Raw genomic sequence first — 24,139 nt, forward strand, 5'->3', positions numbered from 1 at the left:
GTCGGGGACGCCGATGCCGGCGTCCCGGTGGACGTTTCGGGCGCCGCGGCACCCGCAAAGACCTCAGATTATGGTGCCGAAACTCGGCGATTCAAGGTAAGCCGGCTAATCGATCGCCCGGCCTACTGCCCCTTCTTGGCCTTGAGCAGCGCCGCGCCCAGGGCACCGAGCTGGCCGTCGTTCTGGCCGCCGCCCTGCTGGCCCTTGCCGCCCTGGGCCTTGCTACCCTGACCTTGGCCTCGACCGCCGCCCTTGCGTGGGGCCTTCTGGCCCTGGCGCTCGCCGCCGCGCCGGGTCGGCTGGCCGTCTTCGCCGGGCTGGTCGTCGAGGCGCATGGAGAGCCCGACGCGGGCGCGCTCGAGATCCACGCTCATCACCTTGACCTTGACGATGTCGCCGGCCTTGACCACCGAGCGCGGATCCTCGACGAACGTGTCGGACAGCGCCGAGATGTGCACCAGGCCGTCCTGGTGCACGCCGATGTCGACGAAGGCGCCGAAGTGGGTGACGTTGGTGACGCTGCCCTCGAGCACCATCCCGGGCTCCAGGTCCTTGAGCGTCTCGACGCCCTCGCGGAACTCGGCCGCCTTGAACTCGGGACGCGGGTCGCGACCCGGCTTGTCGAGCTCCTTGAGGATATCGCTGACGGTGGGCACGCCGAAGCGCTCGTCGGCGAAGTCGGCGGGCTTGAGGGCCTTGAGGGTCGCGCTGTCGCCGATCAGCCCGCCCAGCTCGCGCTGGCTTTGCTTGGCGATGCGCTCGACCAGCGGGTAGGCCTCGGGGTGCACGGCACTGGCATCCAGCGGATTGTCGCCGCCCATGATGCGCAGGAAGCCGGCGCACTGCTCGAAGGTCTTCGGCCCCAGGCGGCTGACGTCGAGCAGCTGCTTGCGGCTGGCGAAGGCGCCCTCGGCGTCGCGACGGGCGACGATGTTCTCGGCCAGCCCCGCGTTGAGGCCGGCCACCCGCGACAGCAGCGCGCTGGAGGCGGTGTTGAGATCGACGCCCACGGCGTTGACGCAGTCCTCGATCACCGCCTCCAGGCTGCGCGACAGCTGCACCTGGGAGACGTCGTGCTGGTACTGACCGACGCCGATCGACTTGGGCTCGATCTTGACCAGCTCGGCCAGCGGGTCCTGCAGCCGACGGGCGATGGAGACCGCACCGCGGATGGTCACGTCGAGCTCGGGCAGCTCCCGGGCGGCGTATTCCGAGGCCGAGTACACCGAGGCGCCGGCTTCGCTGACCATCACCTTGGACAGCCGCTTCTGACTGGCCCCGGTGCTTGAAGAGAGGGCCTTGACCAGGTCGCCCGCCAGTTTGTCGGTCTCGCGGCTGGCGGTGCCGTTGCCCACCGCCACCAGGGTCACGTCGTGCTTGTTCACCAGCCGTGCCAGCACGGCCAGCGACTCGTCCCACTGGTTGCGCGGGGCATGGGGGAAGATGGTGGCGTGCTCGAGGAAACGCCCGGTGGCGTCGACCACCGCGACCTTGCAGCCGGTACGCAGGCCCGGGTCGATGGCCAGCGTCGCCTTCTGGCCCGCCGGTGCGGCCAGCAGCAGATCCTTGAGGTTGGCGGCGAACACCTCGATGGCCTCGAGCTCGGCGCGCTCGCGCAGCCGGCCCATCAGCTCGGTCTCGAGATGGGTGTAGAGCTTGACGCGCCAGGTCCAGCGCACCACCTCGGCCAGCCAGCGATCGGCGGGACGGCCGCGGTCGGCGATCTCGAAGTGCCTGGCGATCGCCACCTGGGCCGGATGCAGCGGGGCCTCGTCCTCGCCGGGCAGGCGCAGGGTCAGCGCCAGCACGCCCTCGTTGCGGCCGCGGAACATCGCCAGCGCCCGATGCGAGGGCACCTTGGCCAGCGGCTCGTCGTGCTCGAAGTAGTCGGAAAACTTGGCGCCCTCCTGCTCCTTGCCGGCGATCAGCCGCGAGGAGAGCTCGCCGTCGCTCCACAGCCGTTCGCGGAGACGGCCGACCAGCTCGGCCTCCTCGGCGAAGCGCTCCATCAGGATCTGCTTGGCGCCGTCCAGGGCGGCCTTGGCGTCCTCGATGGCCGGGATGTCGCCATCGGCGGCACGCAGGTAGCGGGCGGCTTCGGCCTCGGGGTCGAGCGTGGGATCGGCCAGCAGCTCATCCGCCAGCGGCTCAAGGCCGGCCTCGCGGGCGATCTGCGCCTTGGTGCGACGCTTCTTGCGATACGGCAGGTAGAGGTCTTCCAGACGCTGCTTGGTATCGGCGGCGCGAATGCTGGCGGTCAGCTCGGGCGTCAGCTTGCCCTGCTCGTCGATGCTGGCCAGCACCGCCTCGCGGCGCTCCTCCAGCTCGCGCAGATAGCCCAGCCGCTCGTGCAGCTGGCGCAGCTGGGTGTCATCCAGCCCGCCGGTGACTTCCTTGCGATAGCGGGCGATGAAGGGCACGGTGGCGCCGCCGTCGAGCAGTTCCACGGTGGCCGAAACCTGAGGGCCGCGAACGCCGAGTTCCTCGGCGAGACGATCGATGATCTTGGCTTGTGCGTCCATGTAATCCTTGGCAATCCGGGACAGACGATCGCGACAAGGTATCACACCCCCGGCGGCGCCGGGAGGCGCAGGCGCCTGTGGGCTGCCTAGCCGCTGGTGGCGGGCACGAAGCGCAGCGCCAGGCCGTTGTTGCACCAGCGCAGCCCGGTGGGCTCGGGACCGTCCTCGAACACGTGGCCCTGGTGGCCGCCGCAGCGGGCGCAGTGGTACTCGGTGCGCGGAATCAGCATCACCAGGTCGAGCTCGGTGAGCAGATGCCCTTCCACATGGGTGAAGAAGCTCGGCCAGCCGGTGCCGGAGTCGTACTTCATGTCGCTGGTGAACAGCAGCAGATCGCACCCGGCGCAGCGGTACTCGCCGTCACGGGTCTCCTTGTCCAGCGGGCTCGAGAAGGCCCGCTCGGTACCGGCCTCGCGCAGGATCTCGAAGCGCGCCTCGGACAGCCGCTCGCGCCACTCGGCCTCGCTGAGCGCGAGCGGCTCGATGCCCGGAGCACGCGCGAGATCGAGCTTGGGCCGCGCCGAGACCAGCCCCGGCATCGCGCCGGCCAGGCCGCCGATCCCCAGCAACCCGAGAAAGATGCGTCGTTTCATGATGCGCCTCCGTTGATGCGAGATGGCCCTTGGTCGGCCCCATCACGACATCCTTACCTTCCCGACGGATTCTCTGCCGAAAAAACGAGAGGGAGCCGCCGGATGGCGCCTCCCTCTGGGACCCGACACCGAGGCGCCGGTTCATCGAACGATCGGCCCGGCCTCGACGATCGCCGGGCTCACGCCCTCGAACTTGCGGAAGTTGTCGACGAAGCGCGCGGCCAGGTCGTCGCGGCGGCGGTCGTAGGCGGCCTTGTCGGCCCAGGTCTCGCGCGGGTCGAGCAGCGTGGCGTCCACGCCGGGCACGGCGGTGGGCACGTCGAGATTGAGACCCTCGAGTCGGCGGGTCTCCACGCCGCGCAGCGCCCCGCTCTGGATCGCCTCGACGATGGCCCGGGTGGTGGGAATCGAGAAGCGCTCGCCGCCCTCGCCGTAGGCGCCGCCGGTCCAGCCGGTGTTGACCAGGTAGACCTGAGCCTCCTGTTCGGCCACGCGCTTGACCAGCAGATCGGCGTAGACCCGGGCCGGCCGCGGGAAGAACGGCGCGCCGAAGCAGGTCGAGAAGGTCGCCTCCAGGCCCTCGGAGGCGCCCATCTCGGTGGAGCCCACCTTGGCGGTGTAGCCAGACAGGAAGTGGTAGGCCGCGGCCTCCTTGGAAAGCACCGAGACCGGCGGCAGCACGCCGCTCATGTCGCAGGTCAGGAAGACGATGGCGCTGGGCTCGCCGGCGCGGTTCTCGGCGACGCGCTTGTCGATGTGCTCGAGCGGATAGGCGGCGCGGGAGTTCTGGGTCAGGCGATCGTCGGTGTAGTCCGGCACGCGGTGCTCGTCGAGCACCACGTTCTCCAGCACGGTGCCGAAGCGGATGGCGTTCCAGATCACCGGCTCGTTCTTCGCCGAGAGGTCGATGCACTTGGCGTAGCAGCCGCCCTCGATGTTGAACACGGTGCCCGGTCCCCAGCCGTGCTCGTCGTCGCCGATCAGGTAGCGCGACGGGTCGGCGGAGAGGGTCGTCTTGCCGGTGCCGGAGAGGCCGAAGAACAGCGTGGTCTCGCCGTTCTCGCCGACGTTGGCACTGCAGTGCATGGGCAGCACGTCGGCCTCGGGCAGCAGGAAGTTCTGCACCGAGAACATGGCCTTCTTCATCTCGCCGGCGTAGCGCATGCCGGCGATCAGCACCCGCCGGCCGGCGAAGTCGAGAATCACGCAGCCTTCGGAGTTCGTGCCGTCCCGTGCCGGATCGCATTCGAAGCCAGGCGCATTGAGGATGCGCCACTCGGGCTTCGACGAGGGATTGAAGGCCTCGGGGCGCACGAACAGGGTACGGCCGAAGAGGTTGTGCCAGGCGGTCTCGGTGGTCACCCGAACCGGCTGGTAGTGAGCCGGATCACTGCCCACATGGAGCTCGGAGACGTAGCGCTCGCCGTCGGCCAGGAAGGCCTCGACGCGCGTCCACAGCGTCTCGAACCGCTCGGCGTCGAAGGGCCGGTTGACGCTGCCCCAGTCGATCTCGCCCCGGGTCGAGGGCTCGTCGACGATGAAGCGGTCACTGGGTGAACGTCCGGTGCGCGCGCCGGTATTGACCACCAGCGCCCCCTGGGCGGACAGGCGGCCCTCGCCGGCCGCCAGCGCCCGCTCGATCAGCTCGGCGCGGGACAGGTTGAGGTGGGTGGTCGCGTGTCGTGTCGTTGTCATGTGGCAGTTCCTGGGCCTCGAGGCCGTTCTCTCTCGTTTGCCGGGCGTCCGCGATGCGGTCTCGACCCATCCCCGGTGGCCGCATGCGGTTGACCGTCTTGTGAGGCGACGACCGGAACGCGGATGAGTCCGGGGAGTATGGCAAACAAGTCGAGCGGCAGGAAATGCCGTCAGATCAACGACTTTCTCGTAACTTTACTAGCGCACCGGCGCCGGGTCAGTGGACGGTGGGAGGCGGACCCTCGGGGTCCTCGAGCATCGCTTCCACCTCGGCGAGGGTGAACTCGTAGCGGGTGTGGCAGAAGTGGCACTGGGTGGCGATGCCACCCTGCTCGGCGAGGATGTCGCGCAGCTCGTCGCTGCCCAGCGACAGCAGGGCGCCGGCGATGCGTTCGCGGGAGCAGGTGCAGGCGAAACGCAGTGCCTTGGGGTCGAAGACCCGCACGGTCTCCTCGTGATAGAGGCGATGCAGCAGTTCGCGCTGCTCCACCTCGAGCAGCTCGGCGTCGGTGAGGGTCGAGGCCAGGTGAACGGTGCGCTCCCAGGCGTCATCGTCCTGATTCTGCGCCTCGTCGGGCAGGCGCTGGAGCAGCAGGCCGGCGGCGCGCTGACCGTCGTCGGCCAGCCACAGGCGAGTCGGCAGCTGCTCGGACTGGGCGAAGTAGTCCTCCAGGCAGCCGGCCAGGCTGTCGCGGGTCAGCGCCACGATGCCCTGGTAGCGATGGCCCTCGCGCGGGTCCAGGGTGATGGTCACCTTGCCCTCGCCGACCAGCTCGGTGAAGCTCGCGTCCTCGGCGGGGATCGCCGCCTCCTCGTCGAGCCGGGCGATGGCGCGCAGTTCGCCGCCCGGGTTGGACTCGGCCATCAACAGCGACAGCGGGCCGTCGCCGCGCACCTCGATGCTCATGGTGCCGTCGAGCTTGACGGTCTCGGTGAGCAGGGCCACCGCGGCCAGCAGTTCGCCCAGCTGGCGGGTCACCGCCGGCGGATACTCGTGGCGCTCCATGACCTCGGCGTGCGCCTCCTGGAGGGTGACGATCTCGCCGCGGACATTGGTCTCCTCGAAGAGGAAACGCTGAATCTGATCACTCATGATGCTTGCCTGATCGTAATGAAATCGGGAATACGGAATGAAGGTTGGACGGGGCACGACACTGGAGCGAAGAAGACGCGCCCTGCGCGTCTTCCCTCTCTGGCGACCCCGGTGTCTCGCGCCGCTCGGCTCAGTCGCCACGCATGAAGCGCTTGATCTCGCGTCGCTGCTTCTTGTCGGGGCGCTTGAGCGGATGCTGCATGGCCTGGTTGGCCTGGCGACGGCTCTCGGCTTCCTTAGTCCGGCGCGCCTGGCTCTCCGCGGTCTCCTGGTAGAGCTCGCGGGCCTCCGGGGCACCACGGCGCTGCTCGGACAGCGCCACCACCTCGACCTCCCAGGTATCCCAGCCCTGGGGCACGCGGATCAGGGCGCCGACTTCCACGGTCTTGCTGGTCTTGGCGCGGCCGCCGTTGTAATGGACCTTGCCACCCTCGATGGCCTTCTTGGCCAGCGCCCGGGTCTTGAAGAAGCGCGCCGCCCATAGCCACTTGTCGAGACGCACGCCGCTCATGCGTTCTCCTCGTCGTCGGGCCGCTCCTCGGGCAGGATGGCGGCGAAGCGGTCCAGGGCGATGAATTCCTCGAGCGCCTTCTCGGGTCGCCGGCTGTCGGGCTGCTTGATGCCCAGCAGGTGGCGGATGCCGTACTCGCGGGCGCTCTCCAGCACCGCCGCGTTGTCGTCGATGAACAGCGTGCGGGCCGGGTCGAAGGGCTCGACCTCCTGCAGCGAGAACCAGAATTCCTGGGCCTCCTTGGGCACGCCGAGGTCGGCGGAGGAGACGATGGCGTCCAGGTAGTCCTCGAGCCCGGTGAGCGGCAGCTTCAGCGCCAGGCTCTCGCGGTCGGCGTTGGTGGCCAGCACCACGCGCGGATGGGCGCGCTTCAGCCAGCGCAGGAAGTCCAGGGCGTCGCTGCGCAGGCCGATCAGGTGCTGAACCTCGCGCTTGAGCGCCAGGATGTCGACGTCCAGCTCGCGGCTCCAGTAGGCCAGGCTGTACCAGTTGAGCGTGCCCTGTTCGCGCAGGATCCGCGCGCGGATCGCCTCCTGGCTCGCCTCGTCGAGCCGATGCAGCTCCACGTAGCGGCGCGGAAGGTGCTCCAGCCAGAAGTGGCTGTCGAAGTGCAGGTCCAGCAGGGTGCCGTCCATGTCGAGAAGGACGGTATCGATGGCACGCCAGTCGATCATGGGACTCCTTAGGGATGGACGCCTTTCGGGCGGGTCGGCGGCGGTGCGGTGACGTCCGCCAGGGGAAAGACGTGGTAGTGTACCCAAACGATGCCGAGGACGCATTCCAGCGCCCGACCGCTCCGGGCTATCGCCCCGATTGGCGGGATTGATCGGACGCCCGCGACCGGCATCCCAAGGGCACGACAGACGCCGAACGACCGGAGATCCCATGACCGACGACCATGCCCCCCACAAGCCGCACGTCCTGGCCCGGCGCAGCGTCGCCCGCAGCCGGCTGTTCAACATCGAGGAGATGGAGCTGCGCTTTTCCAACGGCGCCGAGCGCACCTTCGAGCGGCTGGGCGGCACCGGACGCGGCGTCGGCGCGGTGATGATCGTGGCCATGCCCGATCCCGAGCACGTGCTGCTGATCCGCGAGTACGCCGCCGGCGTCGAGGACTACGCCCTGACCCTGCCCAAGGGGCTGGTGGATCCCGGCGAGGACATCGTCACCGCCGCCAATCGCGAGCTGATGGAGGAATGCGGCTTCGGCGCCCATCGCCTGGAGCCGCTGGTGGAACTGACCCTGGCGCCGAACTACATGCGTCACCGCATGCAGGTGATGCTGGCCACGGACCTCTACCCCAGGCGCCTGCCCGGCGACGAGCCGGAGCCGCTGATCGTCGAGACCCACGCCATCGACGAGATCGGCGCGCTGCTGACCCGGGAGGACTTCCACGAGGCCCGCGCCATCGCGGCCCTCTACATCGCCCGGGACAAGATGCGCGCCGAGAACGCCAGCCCCTCGATCTGGTAGGCCCGACCGAAAAACGCCGCTTCCCCGACCCACGGGGAAGCGGCGAGCATGTGAGCCCTGGTCGTGTCAGCCCCTGGCGTCTCAGCCCTTGGCGTGCAGCCGGCGCGGCAGGCTGCCACCCTCCTTGAGCTTGACCCAGCGCCCCTGGCGATAGCTGTCCAGCCCCGCCTCGAGCAGACTCATCACGTCCAGCGCCTCGTCGACGCTCACCGGCGGCGGCGTGCCGCGCAGCAGGGTACGGGCGATGGCGTCGTAGTAGGCACGGTAATCGCCCGGCACGGCCTCGACCTCGTGATGGACGAGCTCGACCGCGTCGCCCTCCCCTTCGTTCAGCGTCAGCCGTCCCGGCGACGGATCGACGCCCCAGGCCGGCTGCGGAATCTCGCCGGCCTTGAGCCAGTCCTCCTGCGGGTCCAGGCCGTACTTCACGAAACTGCCACGGGTGCCGTTGACCCGCCAGCGCGGCGTGGGCTCGGCCACCAGGGCACTGGCCTTGAGGGTCACCCGCAGCCGGTCGTATTCGAGCACCGCCTGGAAGTCATCGTCGATCTCGGCGCCGTCGCGCAGGCTGGCGAGTTCCAGCAGGATGGCCCGAGGCATGCCGAACAGCGACCGGGCCTGGTCGAGCAGGTGCGGGCCCAGGTCGAACCAGATGCCGCTGCCGGGACGATGCTGCTCGCGCCAGCGGTCGGGCACCGTCGGTCGGAAGCGGTCGAAGCGCGATTCCACCTCGACCACCCGACCCAGGCGTTGCTCGTCGAGCAAGCCCTTGAGGGTCAGGAGGTCGCTGTCCCAGCGACGGTTGTGGAAGACGCTGAGCAGGCGCTCGGCGCCGTCGGCCAGGCTCTTGAGCTGACGCGCCTCGGCCAGCGACACGGCGAAGGGCTTGTCGAGCACCACGTGCTTGCCCTTGGCCAGCGCCGCCTTGGCCAGTGGAAAGTGGGTCTCGTTGGGCGTGGCGATGACCACCAGGTCGATGTCGGGATCGGCGAACAGCGAGGCCGACTTGGCATGCACCGCCACTTCGGGATAGACCGCCTGGACCCGTTCCGCGTCGCTGGAGACCACGGCGGTGAGCTCGAGGCCCGGTGCGGTCTGGATCAAGGGCGCATGGAAGGTGCGTCCGGCCATGCCGAAACCGATCAGGCCGACGTTGAGGGTCTGGGTCTTCATTGCAAGGCTTCCCTGCTGGATCGAATCGTTATCTGGGTGATGGTCGCGCGTGGAAGGGAAATCGGCCCCGGCCGATGCCGGGGCCTTCGGCTCAGTCGAGCTTGGTCAGGTCGCGCACCGCACCCTTGTCGGCGGAGGTGGCCAGCAGCGCATAGGCCTTGAGCGCCGCCGAGACCTTGCGCACGCGCTGGATGCTCGGTTTCCAGGCATCGCGGCCGCGGGCTTCCTCGGCGCGGCGACGCTCGGCGAGCTCCTCGTCGGAGAGCTTCACGTCGATGGTCCGGTTGGGAATGTCGATGCGGATGATATCGCCGCTCCGGACCAGGCCGATGGCACCGCCGGCGGCGGCTTCCGGCGAGGCGTGGCCGATCGACAGGCCCGAGGTGCCGCCGGAAAAGCGGCCGTCGGTGAGCAGCGCGCAGGCCTTGCCCAGGCCCTTGGACTTCAGGTAGGAGGTCGGGTAGAGCATCTCCTGCATGCCCGGGCCGCCCTTCGGCCCCTCGTAGCGGATCACCACCACGTCGCCTTCCTTCACCTTGTCGCCGAGGATGTGCTCCACCGCCTGATCCTGGGATTCGACCACGTGGGCCGGCCCCTCGAAGACCAGGATCGACTCGTCGACGCCGGCGGACTTCACCACGCAGCCGTCGAGGGCGATATTGCCCTTGAGCACGGCCAGGCCGCCCTCACGGGAGAAGGCGTGTTCCAGGTCGCGGATGCAGCCGGTGGCGCGGTCGCCGTCGAGGCTCGGCCAGCGGGCGCTCTGGGAGAACGCGGTCTGGGTCGGGATGCCGCCGGGGCCGGCCTTGTAGAACTCGACCGTCTCGGCGCTCGGCGAGCGCATGATGTCCCATTCCTCGAGGGCCTGGGCCAGGCTGTCGCCGTAGACGGTGGGCACCCGGGTATCCAGCACGCCGGCGCGGTCCAGCTCGCCGAGGATCGCCATGATGCCGCCGGCGCGGTGCACGTCCTCGATGTGGTACTTCTGGGTGTTCGGCGCCACCTTGCACAGCTGCGGCACCTCGCGGGACAGGCGATCGATGTCGTCCATGTCGAAGTCGATGCCGGCTTCCTGGGCCGCGGCCAGCAGGTGCAGGATGGTGTTGGTGGAACCGCCCATGGCGATGTCCAGGGTCATGGCGTTCTTGAACGCCGGCTTGGCGCCGATGGCGCGCGGCAGCAGATGCGCCTCGTCGCCCTCGTAGTAGCGCTTGGCCAGCTCGACGATGCGATGGCCGGCGGTCTCGAACAGCCGGCGGCGGTCGCCGTGGGTGGCCAGCAGGGTGCCGTTGCCCGGCAGCGCCAGACCCAGCGCCTCGGTCAGGCAGTTCATGGAGTTGGCGGTGAACATGCCGGAGCAGCTGCCGCAGGTCGGACAGGCGCTGCGCTCGACCTCGCTCAGGGTCTCGTCGTCCACCGAGTCGTCGGCGGCCATGACCATGGCGTCGACCAGGTCGAGGCCGTGGTCCAAGAGCTTGGTCTTGCCGGCCTCCATGGGGCCGCCGGAGACGAATATCACCGGGATGTTGAGGCGCATGGCGGCCATCAGCATTCCGGGGGTGATCTTGTCGCAGTTGGAGATGCACACCAGGGCGTCGGCGCAGTGGCCGTTGACCATGTACTCGACGCTGTCGGCGATGATGTCGCGGCTCGGCAACGAGTAGAGCATGCCGTCATGGCCCATGGCGATGCCGTCGTCGACGGCGATGGTGTTGAATTCCTTGGCCACCCCGCCGGCCTTCTCGATCTCGCGAGCCACCAGCTGGCCCATGTCCTTGAGGTGGACGTGGCCGGGCACGAACTGGGTGAAGGAGTTGGCCACCGCGATGATCGGCTTGTGGAAGTCGTCGTCCTTCATGCCGGTGGCGCGCCACAGGGCGCGGGCACCGGCCATGTTGCGGCCGGCGGTGGTGGTGCGGGAGCGATACTCGGGCATGGTGTCCTCTTGATATGCTGCTGCCGTCCGTGGCCTCGCGCGCACGATCGCAATGAGCTCGCGCGACGCGTCGGCGAGGTCCCGGGCGGTCTTGATGTCCAGTGATCCGATTCTGTCATGCCCCCGGGCGACAGGCCAGCGCCACGCCCCTCCAGCCGGCCCCTGACGGCTAGTCGCCGACCGCCACCAGCCGCCCGCCTTCGAGCCGGCAGCGGCGGTCGGCCAGGGCCTCGATGTCGTCGCGGTCGTGGCTGACCAGCAGCACCGCCACGCCGGCCGCCTTCTGACGACGCACCAGCGCCCACAGCCCGCGCCGGGTGGCGTCGTCGAGCCCGGTGAAGGGCTCGTCGAGCAGCAGCAGCGGCGCGCCCCGCAGCAGCGCACGCAGCAGTGCCACCCGCTGGCGCTGGCCGCCGGAGAGCTCGTCGGGCAGCCGGTCGTGGAGCCCCTCGAGCCCGACCTCGGCCAGCCCCTCGCGGATGCGCCGTTTCTGCTCGCGAGTGAGCTTCATGTCCGGCGCCAGGCCGAGGCCCACGTTGAGCCACACCGGCAGGTGATCGAACAGGTTGTGCTCCTGGAAGACGGTGGTGATGCCGCGCTCCCAGGGCGGCCGCGCCAGCAGGTCCTCCCCCGTCCAGTCGAGCCGCCCGCCGCCGGGCTCGAGGAAGCCGGCCAGCAACGCCAGCAGCGTGCTCTTGCCGGACCCCGACGGCCCCTCCACCGACAGGCATTCCCCCGGCGCGAGCCGGAAGGCAAAGCGGAAGTCCGGCGTCTCGCCCGGATCGCAGCGCGTGTAGTGGAAGGTCAGGTCATGGCAGTCGAGCATCGGGGCGTCCTTGCGGCGAAGCGGCCCGCCAGCGGTGGCGCGGCGGGTGTCGGGTCAGGCGGTCGAGGGCGGCGAACACCAGCGCCACCAGGGCCAGCAGCAGCAGCGCGGTAGCCGCCGCGCCCTGCCAGCGGTAGCCGCCCAGCTGCTGGAACAGCAGCATCGGCAGGGTCGGCGCCGCGGGGCTGCCGAACAGCGCGATGACGCTGAAGTCGCCGAGCGACAGCGTCATCGCGTAGGCCAGCGCCAGGGCCAGCGGGCGGCGCAGCCGCGGCCACTGCAGCCAGCGCAGCCGGGCCATGCCGCGCACCCCGAGCTGGTCGGCCAGCCGCCGCTCCGGCGCCGAGAGGCCCGGCAGCGCACCGCGGATCACCTGCATGGCGAAGGGCAGCGCCATGAAGGCATTGACCAGCACCACCAGGGCATAGCCCTCCCAGCCGCTGCCGAGCCTCGGGCGCAGCAGCAGGAACAGGCCGGTGCCGAACACCAGCGCCGGAATCACCAGGATCAGCTGGCCGCCGCCCTCCATCAGCGCGGCGGCAAGCGGCCGCCGCCGGTCGCGCAGCCACTGGCGCCCGGCGAGCAGCGCCACGGCCAGCGCCAGCGAACCGAGCCCGGCGGCGAATGCCATCGAGAGACTGCGCAGCGCCGCCGGCCAGAGGCTCGCGCCGCGGGGCATCTCCGGCAGGCCGAGCACGCCGGCCACCAGCACCGCCACCAGCGGCGGCAACAGCAGCGCGGCCAGCCCGATGAGCCAGAAGGCATCGGTGAGGCGCGAGAGCCCCTGAGCGTCGCGGCGCCACCAGCGCCCGGCAGGCCGGCCGGGGCGCCCGCCCACCGCCAGCGACGGCGTGCCGCCGCGGGACAGCGCCACGAGCCACAGCGTCAGGCAGATCGCCAGCTGGGTCAGCGCCAGCAGCGCCGCCAGGGCCAGGTCATGGTCGAACTTCATGGCCTGGTAGAGCGCCACTTCCAGAGTCGAGGACGCCGGCCCGCCGCCCAGGGTCATGACGATGGCGAAGCTGGTGAAGCACAGCGTGAACACCAGCGCGGCGAGACGCGGCAGCAGCGGTGCCAGCCGCGGCCACTCCAGCGCCCGCCACAGCACGCCGCGAGACAGCCCCAGCTGGCCGGCCAGCCGCCACTGGGCCGGCGGCGCCTCCTCGAGCGCCTGCAGCATCAGCCGCGCGGCCAGCGGCAGGTTGTAGAAGACGTGGGCCAGCACGATGCCGGAGAGGCCGTAGAGATAGTCGTCGGGCAGCCCGCCCAGCCAATCGCTCAGCGGCGCCAGCCAGCCACGCCGGCCGTGAACGGCGACCAGCCCGAACAGCGCGATCAGGCTCGGGATCACCAGCGACAGCTCCATGGCCCGCAGCAGCAGGCGCCGGCCGAGGAAGCGCGGCCGCCGGGCCAGCGCCAGGGCCACGGGAATCGCCAGGCCGATCGACAGCAGCGTGGAGAGGCTGGCCTGCCACAGGGTGAAGCGCAGCACGGCGGCCAGCCACGGCTCCTGCCACAGCATCGCCGGATGCAGCTCGCGGGCCTGCCACAGGAGCGCGCCGAGGCTGCCGAGGCCTAACCCCGCCACCGCGACGAGCGCCACGATGCCGGCTCCCAGGGGCCAGCGCGAATGCGTGGCCCAGCGCGTGATCGGGCTCATCGGGCGGCGGCGTTGCGCCACTCGCGGATCCACTCGCGGCGATGGGCCTGCACCGCTTCGGGCGTGAAGGTCAGGCTCTCGGGGGCGATCAGCCGCTCATAGACCTCGGGCAGCTCATCGCCGAGGTCGATGGCCGGATGCATGACGTTGCCCAGCGGAATATGGCGCTGGAAGTCCGGCGTCAGCATGAAGGCCAGGAACTCGCGAGCGAGCGCGGGATGCTCGCTGGTCGCCACCCGGGCGGCCGTTTCCACCTGCAGGTAGTGGCCGTCGTCGAATTCGGCGGCCTGGTAGCGGTCGGTGCCCTCGACGGCCATGTGATAGGCCGGCGAGGTGGCGTAGGAGAGCACCATCGGCGCCTCGCCGTTCATGAACAGCGAGAAGTAGGCCTGGCTCCAGCCGCTGGTGACGGTCAGCACGCGCTCGTTGAGGCGCGCCCATATCTCCGGCGCCCGCTCGCCGTAGACCTTCTTGATCCACAGCAAGAGCCCCAGGCCGGTGACGCTGGTGCGCGGGTCCTGGAGGATCACCTTGACGTCGTCCGGGGCGTCGAGCAGTTCCTCGAAGCTCCCGGGCGGCGTCTCGAGCCGCTCGGTGTCGTAGACGAAGGCGAAGTGGCCCCAGTCGTAGGGCAGGAAGGTGTCGTCGCTCCAGTCGATGGGCAGGTCGAGGGCGCCGGTGTCGACGCCGTGGGGCGCCAGCAGGTCCAGCGCGCGGGCCTCGGCCATCAGGTTCATGTCCAGCCCCAGCACCACGTCGGCGGCGGTGTCCTGCCCCTCGAGACGCAGCCGCTGGAGGATGTCGACGCCGCCGGGCAAGGCGACGAACGCGAGATCGCAGCCGCAGCGGGCCTCGAAGGCCTCCTCGATGCCGGGCCCCGGCCCCCACTCGGAGACGAAGGAGTCGTAGGTATAGACGGTGAGGGTCTCGCCGGCCTGAACGGAGCCGGCGACCAGCAGCGCGGCCAGCGAGGCACCGACGACCTGAACCTTGGGAGCCATGGACATTCCTGTTGTTCGAGAAGTGGGAAGCGAAGAGTGAGGGGTCGGACACGAAAACGCGCCCGCCATTATGCCATCGGCGGGCGCGTTACGGAGGGATGGGGCGGTAGGTAATGCGATGCTTTCCTGACAATCGGGAAAGCGCCGATTTATGTCGCGAGCGAAGAGAGGCTGGCCGCCGCCGGAGCGCAGCTACCGGAGTGTAGCCTGCTACATGAGGATAGCGACGGTTCGACGCCTCGACACCGCCGGCGGCCAGGATATCGAGCGCAGCAATAAATCGGTGTTTTCCTCAGCCGAAAACGACCTTCGCCACATCCCGATAATGCCCCGCGAAGTGCACCGTGACGTCCTCCTTGAGGTAGTCCGGCAGCTCCTCGTAGTCGCGGCGGTTGGCCTCGGGCAGGATCACCTCGAAGATCTCGCTGCGCCGGGCGGCGATCACCTTCTCGCGGATGCCGCCCACCGGCAGCACGTGGCCGGTCAGGGTCAGCTCGCCGGTCATCGCCAGCGGCCGGTCGATGGGCCGGTGCTTGGCCAGCGACAGCAGCGCGGTGGTCATGGTCACGCCGGCCGAGGGGCCGTCCTTGGGCGTAGCGCCCTCCGGCACGTGCAGATGCACGAAGGCGGAGTCGAAGAAGTCCGGGTCGGCGCCGTACTCGCCGAGATGACCCAGCGCGTAGCTGTAGGCGATGTTGGCGGACTCCTTCATCACGTCGCCAAGCTGGCCGGTCAGCTTGAAGCCGCGATCCAGGGCGTGCACCTTGCCGGCCTCCACCGACAGGGTCGCGCCGCCCATGGCGGTCCAGGCCAGCCCCGTGACAACGCCCTCGCCCTTCATCACCTTCTCCTTGCGGAAGGTGGGCGCACCGAGGAACTCCTCGAGGTTCTTCACCGAGACCTTGACCGTCTGCTGGTCGTTCTCGAGCAGCTTGACCGCGGACTTGCGCACGATGCGGTGCAGCTGCTTCTCGAGCTGGCGTACCCCGGCCTCGCGGGCGTAGCCCTCGATCACCTGACGCAGCGCGGCGTCGGTGAGATTCAAGCGCTTCTTGGGGATGCGATCGCGCTCGAGCAGCTTGGGCCACAGGTGATGCTTGGCGATGGCCATCTTCTCCTGGGCGATGTAGCCGGAGAGGCGAATCTGCTCCATGCGGTCGAGCAGCGCCGCCGGGATCGAGTCCAGGGTATTGGCAGTGCACACGAACAGCACCTTGGACAGGTCCAGCCGCACGTCCAGGTAGTGGTCCAGGAAGTCGACGTTCTGCTCCGGGTCGAGCACCTCGAGCAGCGCCGAGGCCGGGTCGCCCTGGAACGACTGTCCGAGCTTGTCGATCTCGTCGAGCATGATCACCGGGTTCTCGACGCCGACCTCCTTGATCGCCTGCACCAGCTTACCGGGCATGGCGCCGACGTAGGTGCGGCGGTGGCCCTTGATCTCGGCTTCGTCGCGCATGCCGCCCACCGAGAAGCGATAGAACTCGCGGCCCAGCGCCTCGGCGATGGAGCGCCCCACGGAGGTCTTGCCGACGCCCGGCGGGCCCACCAGCAGCAGGATGGAGCCGCCGACGTCGCCCTTGAAGGTGCCCTCGGCGAGGAACTCGACGATGCGCTCCTTCACGTCCGTGAGGCCGTCGTGGTCGCGGTCGAGCACTTCCCGGGCGTGGCCCAGGTCGAGCTGGTCGTCGCTGGTCAGGCCCCAGGGCAGCGAGGTCAGCCAGTCCAGGTAGTGGCGGGTGGTGCCGTACTCCGGCGAGCCGGTCTCCAGCACCGAGAGCTTGTCGAGCTCGTCGTCGATGCGTTCCTGGACGCGCTCCGGTACCGTCTTGTCCTCGAGGCGGGCGCGGAAGGTATCGACGTCGTTCTCGCGATCGTCCTTGGAGATACCCAGCTCACGCTGGATGATCTTGAGCTGCTCGCGCAGGAAGAACTCCCGCTGGCGCTCCTGCATCTGGGCGTTGACCTGCTCGCTGATCTCGCTCTGCAGCCGGGCGACGTCGATCTCCTTGCGCAGCAGCGGCAGCACCTTCTGCATGCGCTCCATCACCGGCAGCGACTCCAGCACGTCCTGCAGCTCCGGCCCCTTGGCCGAGGTGATGGCGGCGGCGAAGTCGGTCAGCGGGCCCGGCTCGTGGGGGCTGAAGCGGTTGAGGTAGTGCTTGAGCTCCTCGCCGTAGAGCGGGTTGATCGGCAGCAGCTCCTTGATGCCGTTGATCAGCGCCATGGCGTAGGCGCGGGTCTCCTCGTCCTCGGCGTCCACCGGCTCGCGGGGATAGCTGACCTCGACCAGGTAGGGCGGCTCCTTGGACAGCCAGCGCTGGATGCGGAAGCGGCGCATGCCCTGGGCGATGAACTGCAGCTGGGAGTCCTCGCCCTGGAGCTTGTGCACCTTGACCGCGGTGCCCATCTCGGGGAAGTCGCCGGGGCTCAGGTCCTCGACGCCGGCCTCGCCGACGAAGGCCAGGCCCACCATGTGGTGCGGCGTGTTGCCGACCCGACCGATGGTGTCCTCCCAGCGCTCGCGGTTGATCACCAGGGGCTGGACCTGGGCGGGGAAGAAGGGACGATTGTGGATCGGCAGCAGGTAGAGCCGCTCGGGCAGGGTATCGCTGGCCGGCACCACCGCGTGGCCGGCGCCCTCGTCGAGGTCCAGCTCGTCATCCGTGTCGGCCTGGACCCATTCCAGGCCGTCCTGTTCGTAGCGCTGATCGTCTTCGCTCATGCGTACCTCATCCTGAAGGGACGGGACATCTCGACCCGTGATGTTTCCGCAATGCGGGCGACGACGCCGAACTTCAAGTCATCGCCAGCGTTCGAGCACCGGCGGCAGCGGGCGACCGTTGATCCTCACCGTGCCGCGCACCACGTCAACCTGCAGTTCCCGGGTGTCCAGCGGCAGCCCCAGCCCCAGGGCGATCACCGGCGGCAGGTGCTGCCACAGGAAGTCGCCGTCGACCCGCTCACGCCAGGCCGCGCGCTCCGCCTCGGACTCCAGCGCCATCGGGTCGAGGGCATCGAGGTCGCGGGCGTCGAAGACCAGCACGCCCTCGCCGTCGAGGGACAGCCCCAGCATGGGGCTCTCGAGGTCGGCCTCGAGGATATCCAGCCGCGGGGAATCGGACAGCAGCTCGCGCAGGGCCGGCGTCAGCATCTCGCCAAGGGAATGATCATCCGCCTCGGCATGGCCGAGTAACGCCTCGCGATGCAGCAGGGCCGACAGCGCGCGTAGCGCATCGGCATCCAGGCGCGACAGCTCGCCCGCCAGCTCGCCGGTCAGCAGCACCTCGTCGCCGGACAACACCTCGCCGACGTCGAGCCGGGCCTTCAGACGCAGCTCCTCGGCATCCAGCACGGTCCGGGTCTTCAGACTGAGTTCGGCGGCGTCGAAGGCCAGCTCCGGGGAGCGCCAGGCCAGGTTCTGGAGACGCCAGTGGTCGCCCTGATTGAAATGGAAGCCGTCCTGGGTATAGGCGAAGCGGCTCTCCAGCACCAGCGGGCCGGCACTCAGGCGGGTCTCGCCGTCGTCGAGGCGCAGCTCGGCGAGCCGCGCGCGCAGCCGCCAGTCGCCGACGTCGCCGTGGATCGCGACCCGGCCGCCCTGCAGGGTCAGGGTGCGCGCCTGCTGCTGAAAGACCAGGGGGGCGAGTTCCAGGGTGGCATCGAGGGTCGAGGAATAGGGGCGGAAATGGGCGTCCCAGCGGGGCGGCGCGGCGCCCACCGCCCGTTGGGCGGGCTCGATCTCCGGCGCGTGGGGGCGCAAGGTGCCGTCCAGCCGGGTCTCCAGCACGCCATGACGAGCGCGGTAGACCACGTCGAGATGCCAGGCGTTGCCGAACAGCGGCGCCAGATGGATCACGCCGTGGGAGGTCAGCCAGCCGCGTTCCACGTCGCTGCGCCGCACGCTCAGCTCGCCGCCCTGGCGAAGCTCGGCCACGAGCCGGGTGAGCTCGCGCTCGAACAGCAGGCCGGCGAGGGTCTGGGCCACCGCCCAGGCCAGGGCCAGCACCGCCAGCACCGGCACGATCAGGCGCTCCTTGCGCATCGCTCACTCCTTGTCGACGTGACGCCCTGCCCCGGGCCGAGGCGTCGACCTCAGTGGAGCCAGAACCACAGGTGCATGGTACACCAGGCGTAGGCGCTGGCCAGGACGTCATCGATCATGATGCCGAAGCCGCCGGCCACGCGGCGGTCGGCCCAGCGGATCGGCCAGGGCTTGAAGACGTCGAACACCCGGAAGACCACGAAGCCCCACAGGGCCGCCTCCCAGGAGAAGGGCACCGCCATCATGGTCAGCCAGTAGCCGACGAACTCGTCCCAGACGATGCCCGAGTGGTCGTGGACGCCGAGGTCGCGGGAGGTCTTCTCGCACAGCCAGACCCCCCACACGAAGGTGATGGCCACCACGAACAGGTACCAGCCCAGCGGCAGTTCCGACATCAGCCAGTAGAAGGGGATGGCCGCCAGGGTACCGACGGTGCCCGGGGCGAAGGGGACGGCGCCGCTGCCGAAGCCGAAGGCAAGGAAGTGGACCGGCCGGTGCCAGACGCTCTGGGGGGCGCGGTTCATGGCGTGTCTCCTGAGAAGTGCTGCCAGCCCGTGGCGCCGTCATCGGCGACGCCGGCGACCCCCGGGGTGTCGGTGACGCGGCCGATCGCGGTCAGCGCCAGCCCCTCGGCGGCCAGCCGCGCCCGGGCCGGCGCGAGGTGCGCCTCGGGCAGCGTCACCAGCAGTTCGTAGTCGTCGCCGCCGCGCAGGGCCGCGTCCATGACATCGTCGTCGCCGAGTGCCGCCACGAGCCCCTCGGCCAGCGGCAGTGCCTCGGGCGTCAGGGCGGCGCCCACGCCGGACGCCACGCAGAGATGACCGAGGTCGGCCAGCAGGCCGTCCGAGACGTCGATCGCCGCGGAGGCCAACTCGCGCAGCGCCAGGCCGGCGGCGAGACGCGGCTCGGGGCGAAGGTAGCGACGCAGCAGGGCATCGTCGGGATCGCGCTCACCGGCCTGCCAACGGGCCAGGCCGCCGGCACCGCCGCCCAGCGCGCCGGTCACCGCGATCACCTCGCCGGGCCGGGCGCCGGCGCGGGTCAGGGCCTCGCGCTCGGGCACCTCGCCCATCACCGTCACGCCCACCGCCAGCTGGCCGCGGGTGACGTCGCCGCCGGCCAGCGCCACGCCGCAAGCGTCGCACAGGGCATGAAAGCCGGCCGCAAACGCCGCGACCCAGGCGTCATCGGCCTCGGGCAGGGTCAGCGACATCAGGCACCAGCGCGCCTCGGCGCCCATGGCGGCCAGGTCGCTGAGGCTGACCGCCAGCGCCCGGTGGCCGATGGTGGAAGCCGGGGCATCGGCGGGAAAGTGCACGTCGGCCACCGAAGTGTCGACGCTCACCGCCAGCCGCGTGCCGGGCGTGGGCGCGAGCAGCGCGCAGTCGTCGCCGACACCGAGGCTCACCCCCGCGGCATCGGCCGCGGGGTCAGGAGCGAGATGACGGGCGATCAGCTCGAATTCGCTGGACATCGGTTCGAAGCCTTCAGCGACGACGCGCGGAGACCTCGGCGCCGCGCAGCTTGGCGGCGAGCTTGTCGAGGATGCCGTTGACGTACTTGTGCCCCTCGGTGGCGCCGAAGGACTTGGCCAGCTCGACGCCCTCGTTGATCACCGCGCGGTACGGCACCTCGGGACGCTTGGCGAGTTCGTAGGCCCCCAGGCGCAGGATCGCCAGTTCGATCAGATCGAGATCCTCGAGGCGACGGTCGAGCAGCGGCGCGATGGTGGCGTCAAGTTCGCGGCGGTGGCGCGCCACCTCGTGCAGCAGCTGGTGGAACAGCGCCAGGTCGGCGATGCCCATCACCTTGTGCCAGTTCTCGTGATCCTCCAGATCCTCGTCGGCGATCTGGCTGCGGAACTCGGCCTCGACGGCGGCGATCGGCTTCTCGGTCAGCTGCCACTGGTAGAGCCCCTGGACGGCCAGTTCACGGGCCGCATGACGGGCCAGCTGTGCCTTGGACGGTTCGCGACGCTGTTCGCTCATCGGGCGTTCTCCCCGTCGCCGAAGCGGCGCAGCAGCGAGACCATTTCCATGGCCGCCATGGCCGCCTCGGTGCCCTTGTTGCCGGCCTTGGTGCCGGCACGCTCGATGGCCTGCTCGATGGAGTTGACGGTCAGCACGCCGTTGGCCACCGGGGTGTCGAACTCCAGCTGAAGACGGTTCATGGCCGAGTTGCATTCGCCGGCCACGTGCTCGAAGTGCGGCGTGCCGCCGCGGATCACCGCGCCCAGGGCGATGACCGCATCGGGGCGGACCACCTGCAGCGCCCGCTTGATGGCCAGCGGCAGTTCCCAGGCCCCCGGGGTGTGCACGATGTCGATGTTCTCCTCATCGACGCCGTGACGCGTCAGGCTGTCCACGGCGCCCTCGACCAGGCTGTCCACCACATGATGATTGAAGCGGCCCACCACGATCACGTAGCGGCCATCGACGTTGACGAAGCTGCCTTCGACTTGGGAAATCGGTTGCATGGTCTCTTTCCTGCTGAACCCGATGAAAACGGAATCGCCGGGGCGCGCGACGGTCGGCGCCCCGGCGAGATGTCGGATGAAGGCGTCAGGCGCCGTCGTCACCCTCGGCGGCCGGCGTCTGGCCGGGCTCGACGCGTTCGATCACTTCCAGGTCGAAGCCTGAGAGCGCCGAGAACTTCCACGGCGAGCTGAGCAGGCGCATGCGGCCCACACCCAGCTCGCGCAGGATCTGCGACCCGGTACCGATGGTGAGGTAGTTGCCGGCGCCATCGGAATCGGTGGTGCGCGGCGCCCGGCGACGCTCCAGGAAGACCTCGAGCAGGTCGTGAAGATCCTGCTGCGGGCGACCGTCGTCGAGCAGCACGAACACCCCGTGCTCGGCGCTAGCAACCTCGGCGATCGCCTCGTGGGCGGTCCAGCTGTCGTGCTCGCCCTTCTGCAGCAGCAGCAGGTCGCGCATCACGTTGGACAGATGCACGCGCACCGTGGTCAGGTCCTCGGGATGCGGGCGCCCCTTGACCAGCGCCAGGTGATGGGCGCCCTGGATGCGATCGCGAAACACGTGCAGGGTCAGCTCGCCGTGGGGCGTCTGCACCGGCATCGACTCCAGCGACTCGACGGTCTGCTCGTTGTGGATGCGATAGTGAATCAGGTCGGCGATGGTGCCCATCTTCAGGCCGTGCTCGCGAGCGAAGGCCTCGAGCTCGGGGCGGCGCGCCATGCTGCCGTCCTCGTTCATCACCTCGCAGATCACGCCGCTGGGGTCCAGGCCGGCCAGGGCCGACAGGTCGCAGGCGGCCTCGGTGTGGCCGGCGCGGCGCAGCACGCCGCCGGGCTCGGCCATCAGCGGGAAGATGTGGCCGGGCTGGACGATGTCGGTCGGCTCGGCATCGCGGGCCACCGCCGCCTGGACGGTGCGCGCGCGATCGGCGGCGGAGATTCCGGTGCTGACGCCCTCGGCGGCCTCGATGGAGAGCGTGAACTTGGTGCCGAAGCCGGAGCCGTTGTCGCGCACCATCAGCGGCAGCTGCAGGCGCTCGCAGCGCTCGCGGGTCATCGGCAGGCAGATCAGGCCGCGGGCGTGACGCGCCATGAAGTTGATGTGCTCGGCCTCCACCTTCTCGGCGGCCATGATGATATCGCCCTCGTTCTCGCGATCCTCATCGTCCATCAGGATCACCATCCGCCCCTGGCGGATGTCCTCGATCAGTTCGGCGATGGGGGCCAGGCCCCCGGAGGAGGAGTGCTCCATGGAATCTCCATTGACTCTGCTGCGGTCGTCGCGACGCGACGACACCGAAGTCGCCGTCGGGCGTCGTCCGCTCGAAACCGCGTCAGGGTACCGTGGCGTGACCGCCGGCGCTAGTAGTGGCTCGCCCGACGGCGCCCATCGGGCGGCCGGGCGACGCCCTCGGAACGGCGCGGCGAGGAGGCGCGTCCTGCCGTCAGGCGGGGCGCGCGGTGATGCGCCAGTCGCGGCCCACGGCGCGGATGTCGAGGATCTCCAGCGGCTTCCGCTCGGCCATGGTCTCGAGGCCCGGCAGCGCGAACAGCGGCCGTGCCTCACCGCCGAGCAGGGTCGGGGCGACGAACAGCTGCATCTCGTCGACCAGCCCGGCATCGAGCATGGCGCCGGCCAGGGTCGCGCCGGTCTCGAGCAGCGCCTCGTTGACCGCCTCGCGCTCGGCGAGATGCCCCAGCAGCGCCGCCAGGTCGACGCGCCCGTCCTTCCCCGCGGGCAGCGCCAGCACCTCGGCGCCGGCGGCCTCGAGCCGAGCACGGCGCTCGGCGTCGTGGCCGTCGACGGTGGCCACCAGGGTACGGCCCGGCTCGCGCAGACAGGCCGCCGCCTCGGGCAGGCGCAGGCGCGAGTCGACCACCACCCGCAGCGGCTGGCGGGCGGCGATCGCCTCCGCATCGGGCAGCTCGAGCTGATCGGCGCGCAGGGTCAGCCGGGAGTTGTCGAAGATCACCGACTCGACGCCGGTGATCACCGCGCTGGAGCGGGCCCGCAGCCGCTGCACCTGGCAGCGCGCCCGGGGCCCGGTGATCCACTGGGACTCGCCGGAGCGCATGGCGGTGCGACCGTCGAGGCTCATCGCCATCTTCAGCCGCACGAAGGGCCGCCCCTCGGCCATGCGCGAGACGAAGCCGGGGTTCAGCGCCCGGGCCTGGGCCTCGAGCAGGCCGACCTCGACCTCGATGCCGGCCGCGCGCAGTCGGGCGATGCCGTTGCCGGCCACCAGCGGGTTGGGGTCGCGCATGGCCACCACCACCTTCGCCACGCCGGCCTCGACCAGCGCCTCGGCGCAGGGGCCGGTACGGCCGTGGTGGGAACAGGGCTCCAGGGTGACGTAGGCGGTGGCGCCGCGGGCGGCCTCGCCGGCGTCACGCAGGGCGTGAACCTCGGCGTGCGGCTCGCCGGCGCGCTGGTGCCAGCCCTCGCCGACCCGGCGGCCGTCGCTGACCAGCACGCAGCCCACCCGCGGGTTGGGGTCGGTGGTATAGAGGCCGCGCCGGGCCAGCACCAGGGCTCGGGCCATCCAGCTTTCGGGGGAACGGACCACGGCGCTCATGATTCACCGGACCCATCGGGCTGGAAGCTCGGCTCCTGGGCCAGGCGGTCGATCTCGGCGCGGAACTCGTCGATGTCCTGGAAGCGGCGATAGACCGAGGCGAAGCGGATGTAGGCCACCTGATCGAGGCGCTTCAGGGCATGCATGACCTCCTCGCCGACGTCCCGGGCGTGGATCTCGCGCTCGCCGCGGGCGCGCAGGGTCTGGCGGATGCGCTCCACCGCGGCCTCGATCGACTCGGCGCTCACCGGGCGCTTCTCCAGGGCGCGCAGCATGCCGGCGCGCAGCTTGGCCTCGTCGAACAGCTCCCGGGACCCGTCGCCCTTGATCACCCGCGGCATCACCAGTTCGGCGGTCTCGTAGGTGGTGAAGCGCTCGCCGCAGGCCGCGCACTGGCGCCGCCGCCGCACCTGATCGCCGTCGACGACCAGTCGGGAATCGGTCACGCGGGTGTCGGAGGCGCCGCAGAAGGGACAGTGCATAAGCAGGGTTCCGGGTCGAGGACGATTGTCGCCACATTGTAACGGTTTTGGCCCCGAAGCCCCAGCGAACCCCGGGAGCG

At 70.1% G+C, this 24,139-nt stretch carries 21 protein-coding genes; 1 reads left to right on the forward strand and 20 read right to left on the reverse strand.

Features of this window, described 5'->3' with window-relative positions:
- Positions 1-122: 122 nt before the first annotated feature.
- The 6 genes from C9J49_RS05480 to yrfG form a co-directional block, all read right to left on the reverse strand.
- Complete coding sequence (locus tag C9J49_RS05480; protein WP_107182265.1) at positions 123-2,522, reverse strand: Tex family protein; 2,400 nt, start codon at positions 2,520-2,522, stop codon at positions 123-125.
- Between the two features lie 86 nt (positions 2,523-2,608).
- On the reverse strand, positions 2,609-3,115 hold the full coding sequence (gene msrB, locus C9J49_RS05485) for a peptide-methionine (R)-S-oxide reductase MsrB (RefSeq protein ID WP_046079207.1): 507 nt from the start codon (positions 3,113-3,115) through the stop codon (positions 2,609-2,611).
- 141 nt (positions 3,116-3,256) lie between these two features.
- Positions 3,257-4,810, reverse strand: a complete 1,554-nt coding sequence (locus tag C9J49_RS05490) for a phosphoenolpyruvate carboxykinase (protein ID WP_107182264.1) — start codon at positions 4,808-4,810, stop codon at positions 3,257-3,259.
- A 217-nt stretch (positions 4,811-5,027) separates the two neighbouring features.
- The gene (gene hslO, locus C9J49_RS05495) at positions 5,028-5,903 is read right to left on the reverse strand and encodes an Hsp33 family molecular chaperone HslO (protein WP_107182263.1); all 876 of its coding nucleotides are present in this window, start codon (positions 5,901-5,903) and stop codon (positions 5,028-5,030) included.
- 130 nt (positions 5,904-6,033) lie between these two features.
- On the reverse strand, positions 6,034-6,414 hold the full coding sequence (hslR, locus tag C9J49_RS05500; protein ID WP_035594179.1) for a ribosome-associated heat shock protein Hsp15: 381 nt from the start codon (positions 6,412-6,414) through the stop codon (positions 6,034-6,036).
- A complete protein-coding gene (gene yrfG / locus C9J49_RS05505; protein ID WP_046079210.1) occupies positions 6,411-7,088 on the reverse strand; it encodes a GMP/IMP nucleotidase in 678 nt (225 codons plus the stop codon). Before yrfG ends, hslR begins: the two co-directional genes overlap by 4 nt.
- Before the next feature lie 211 nt (positions 7,089-7,299).
- Between yrfG and nudE the strand changes: the two genes are divergently transcribed.
- A complete protein-coding gene (nudE, locus tag C9J49_RS05510; RefSeq protein ID WP_046079211.1) occupies positions 7,300-7,887 on the forward strand; it encodes an ADP compounds hydrolase NudE in 588 nt (195 codons plus the stop codon).
- Between the two features lie 81 nt (positions 7,888-7,968).
- On the opposite strand, the gene C9J49_RS05515 is transcribed toward nudE, so the two are convergent.
- The 14 genes from C9J49_RS05515 to nrdR all read right to left on the reverse strand — a co-directional run bounded on the left by C9J49_RS05515 (position 7,969) and on the right by nrdR (position 24,059).
- Complete coding sequence (locus C9J49_RS05515) at positions 7,969-9,060, reverse strand: oxidoreductase (RefSeq protein ID WP_046079212.1); 1,092 nt, start codon at positions 9,058-9,060, stop codon at positions 7,969-7,971.
- A 91-nt stretch (positions 9,061-9,151) separates the two neighbouring features.
- Complete coding sequence (gene ilvD / locus C9J49_RS05520) at positions 9,152-10,996, reverse strand: dihydroxy-acid dehydratase (protein ID WP_107182262.1); 1,845 nt, start codon at positions 10,994-10,996, stop codon at positions 9,152-9,154.
- 169 nt (positions 10,997-11,165) lie between these two features.
- The gene (locus tag C9J49_RS05525; RefSeq protein WP_046079214.1) at positions 11,166-11,822 is read right to left on the reverse strand and encodes an ATP-binding cassette domain-containing protein; all 657 of its coding nucleotides are present in this window, start codon (positions 11,820-11,822) and stop codon (positions 11,166-11,168) included.
- Positions 11,806-13,425: a thiamine/thiamine pyrophosphate ABC transporter permease gene (gene thiP, locus C9J49_RS05530; protein ID WP_220084848.1), complete on the reverse strand. Its 1,620-nt coding sequence runs from the start codon at positions 13,423-13,425 to the stop codon at positions 11,806-11,808. The genes C9J49_RS05525 and thiP overlap by 17 nt, the downstream gene beginning before the upstream one ends.
- Positions 13,426-13,478: 53 nt before the next feature.
- Positions 13,479-14,483, reverse strand: a complete 1,005-nt coding sequence (gene thiB / locus C9J49_RS05535) for a thiamine ABC transporter substrate binding subunit (protein ID WP_046079215.1) — start codon at positions 14,481-14,483, stop codon at positions 13,479-13,481.
- 292 nt (positions 14,484-14,775) lie between these two features.
- The gene (gene lon, locus C9J49_RS05540) at positions 14,776-17,205 is read right to left on the reverse strand and encodes an endopeptidase La (RefSeq protein WP_107182261.1); all 2,430 of its coding nucleotides are present in this window, start codon (positions 17,203-17,205) and stop codon (positions 14,776-14,778) included.
- 78 nt (positions 17,206-17,283) lie between these two features.
- On the reverse strand, positions 17,284-18,525 hold the full coding sequence (locus C9J49_RS05545) for a DUF945 family protein (protein WP_107182260.1): 1,242 nt from the start codon (positions 18,523-18,525) through the stop codon (positions 17,284-17,286).
- 50 nt (positions 18,526-18,575) lie between these two features.
- Positions 18,576-19,049 carry a phosphatidylglycerophosphatase A gene (locus C9J49_RS05550; protein ID WP_035597758.1) on the reverse strand — a complete coding sequence of 158 codons (474 nt, stop codon included), beginning with the start codon at positions 19,047-19,049 and terminating at the stop codon, positions 18,576-18,578.
- A complete protein-coding gene (gene thiL, locus C9J49_RS05555; protein ID WP_107182259.1) occupies positions 19,046-19,999 on the reverse strand; it encodes a thiamine-phosphate kinase in 954 nt (317 codons plus the stop codon). The genes C9J49_RS05550 and thiL overlap by 4 nt, the downstream gene beginning before the upstream one ends.
- A gap of 13 nt (positions 20,000-20,012) precedes the next feature.
- On the reverse strand, positions 20,013-20,513 hold the full coding sequence (nusB, locus tag C9J49_RS05560; RefSeq protein ID WP_046079220.1) for a transcription antitermination factor NusB: 501 nt from the start codon (positions 20,511-20,513) through the stop codon (positions 20,013-20,015).
- On the reverse strand, positions 20,510-21,001 hold the full coding sequence (gene ribE, locus C9J49_RS05565) for a 6,7-dimethyl-8-ribityllumazine synthase (RefSeq protein WP_046079221.1): 492 nt from the start codon (positions 20,999-21,001) through the stop codon (positions 20,510-20,512). The genes nusB and ribE overlap by 4 nt, the downstream gene beginning before the upstream one ends.
- Positions 21,002-21,086: 85 nt before the next feature.
- Positions 21,087-22,253 carry a bifunctional 3,4-dihydroxy-2-butanone-4-phosphate synthase/GTP cyclohydrolase II gene (ribBA, locus tag C9J49_RS05570; protein WP_035597745.1) on the reverse strand — a complete coding sequence of 389 codons (1,167 nt, stop codon included), beginning with the start codon at positions 22,251-22,253 and terminating at the stop codon, positions 21,087-21,089.
- A gap of 193 nt (positions 22,254-22,446) precedes the next feature.
- Entirely contained in the window at positions 22,447-23,577 is a 1,131-nt protein-coding gene (gene ribD / locus C9J49_RS05575) for a bifunctional diaminohydroxyphosphoribosylaminopyrimidine deaminase/5-amino-6-(5-phosphoribosylamino)uracil reductase RibD (protein ID WP_107182258.1), read from the reverse strand.
- Positions 23,574-24,059, reverse strand: coding sequence for a transcriptional regulator NrdR (gene nrdR, locus C9J49_RS05580; RefSeq protein ID WP_016856619.1), 486 nt, complete (start codon positions 24,057-24,059; stop codon positions 23,574-23,576). Before nrdR ends, ribD begins: the two co-directional genes overlap by 4 nt.
- Positions 24,060-24,139: the final 80 nt, after the last annotated feature.

It is taken from the genome of Halomonas sp. SL1 (assembly GCF_003030865.2).
GTDB classification, from domain to species: Bacteria; Pseudomonadota; Gammaproteobacteria; order Pseudomonadales; family Halomonadaceae; genus Halomonas; species Halomonas halophila.

Bases quoted from the DNA above. Each gene is read 5' to 3' on its own strand.
- C9J49_RS05480 (WP_107182265.1), bottom strand. From the start codon at position 2,522: ATGGACGCACAAGCCAAGATCATCGATCGTCTCGCCGAGGAACTCGGC.
- msrB (WP_046079207.1), bottom strand. From the start codon at position 3,115: ATGAAACGACGCATCTTTCTCGGGTTGCTGGGGATCGGCGGCCTGGCC.
- C9J49_RS05490 (WP_107182264.1), bottom strand. From the start codon at position 4,810: ATGACAACGACACGACACGCGACCACCCACCTCAACCTGTCCCGCGCC.
- hslO (WP_107182263.1), bottom strand. From the start codon at position 5,903: ATGAGTGATCAGATTCAGCGTTTCCTCTTCGAGGAGACCAATGTCCGC.
- hslR (WP_035594179.1), bottom strand. From the start codon at position 6,414: ATGAGCGGCGTGCGTCTCGACAAGTGGCTATGGGCGGCGCGCTTCTTC.
- yrfG (WP_046079210.1), bottom strand. From the start codon at position 7,088: ATGATCGACTGGCGTGCCATCGATACCGTCCTTCTCGACATGGACGGC.
- nudE (WP_046079211.1), top strand. From the start codon at position 7,300: ATGACCGACGACCATGCCCCCCACAAGCCGCACGTCCTGGCCCGGCGC.
- C9J49_RS05515 (WP_046079212.1), bottom strand. From the start codon at position 9,060: ATGAAGACCCAGACCCTCAACGTCGGCCTGATCGGTTTCGGCATGGCC.
- ilvD (WP_107182262.1), bottom strand. From the start codon at position 10,996: ATGCCCGAGTATCGCTCCCGCACCACCACCGCCGGCCGCAACATGGCC.
- C9J49_RS05525 (WP_046079214.1), bottom strand. From the start codon at position 11,822: ATGCTCGACTGCCATGACCTGACCTTCCACTACACGCGCTGCGATCCG.
- thiB (WP_046079215.1), bottom strand. From the start codon at position 14,483: ATGGCTCCCAAGGTTCAGGTCGTCGGTGCCTCGCTGGCCGCGCTGCTG.
- lon (WP_107182261.1), bottom strand. From the start codon at position 17,205: ATGAGCGAAGACGATCAGCGCTACGAACAGGACGGCCTGGAATGGGTC.
- C9J49_RS05545 (WP_107182260.1), bottom strand. From the start codon at position 18,525: ATGCGCAAGGAGCGCCTGATCGTGCCGGTGCTGGCGGTGCTGGCCCTG.
- C9J49_RS05550 (WP_035597758.1), bottom strand. From the start codon at position 19,049: ATGAACCGCGCCCCCCAGAGCGTCTGGCACCGGCCGGTCCACTTCCTT.
- thiL (WP_107182259.1), bottom strand. From the start codon at position 19,999: ATGTCCAGCGAATTCGAGCTGATCGCCCGTCATCTCGCTCCTGACCCC.
- nusB (WP_046079220.1), bottom strand. From the start codon at position 20,513: ATGAGCGAACAGCGTCGCGAACCGTCCAAGGCACAGCTGGCCCGTCAT.
- ribE (WP_046079221.1), bottom strand. From the start codon at position 21,001: ATGCAACCGATTTCCCAAGTCGAAGGCAGCTTCGTCAACGTCGATGGC.
- ribBA (WP_035597745.1), bottom strand. From the start codon at position 22,253: ATGGAGCACTCCTCCTCCGGGGGCCTGGCCCCCATCGCCGAACTGATC.
- ribD (WP_107182258.1), bottom strand. From the start codon at position 23,577: ATGAGCGCCGTGGTCCGTTCCCCCGAAAGCTGGATGGCCCGAGCCCTG.
- nrdR (WP_016856619.1), bottom strand. From the start codon at position 24,059: ATGCACTGTCCCTTCTGCGGCGCCTCCGACACCCGCGTGACCGATTCC.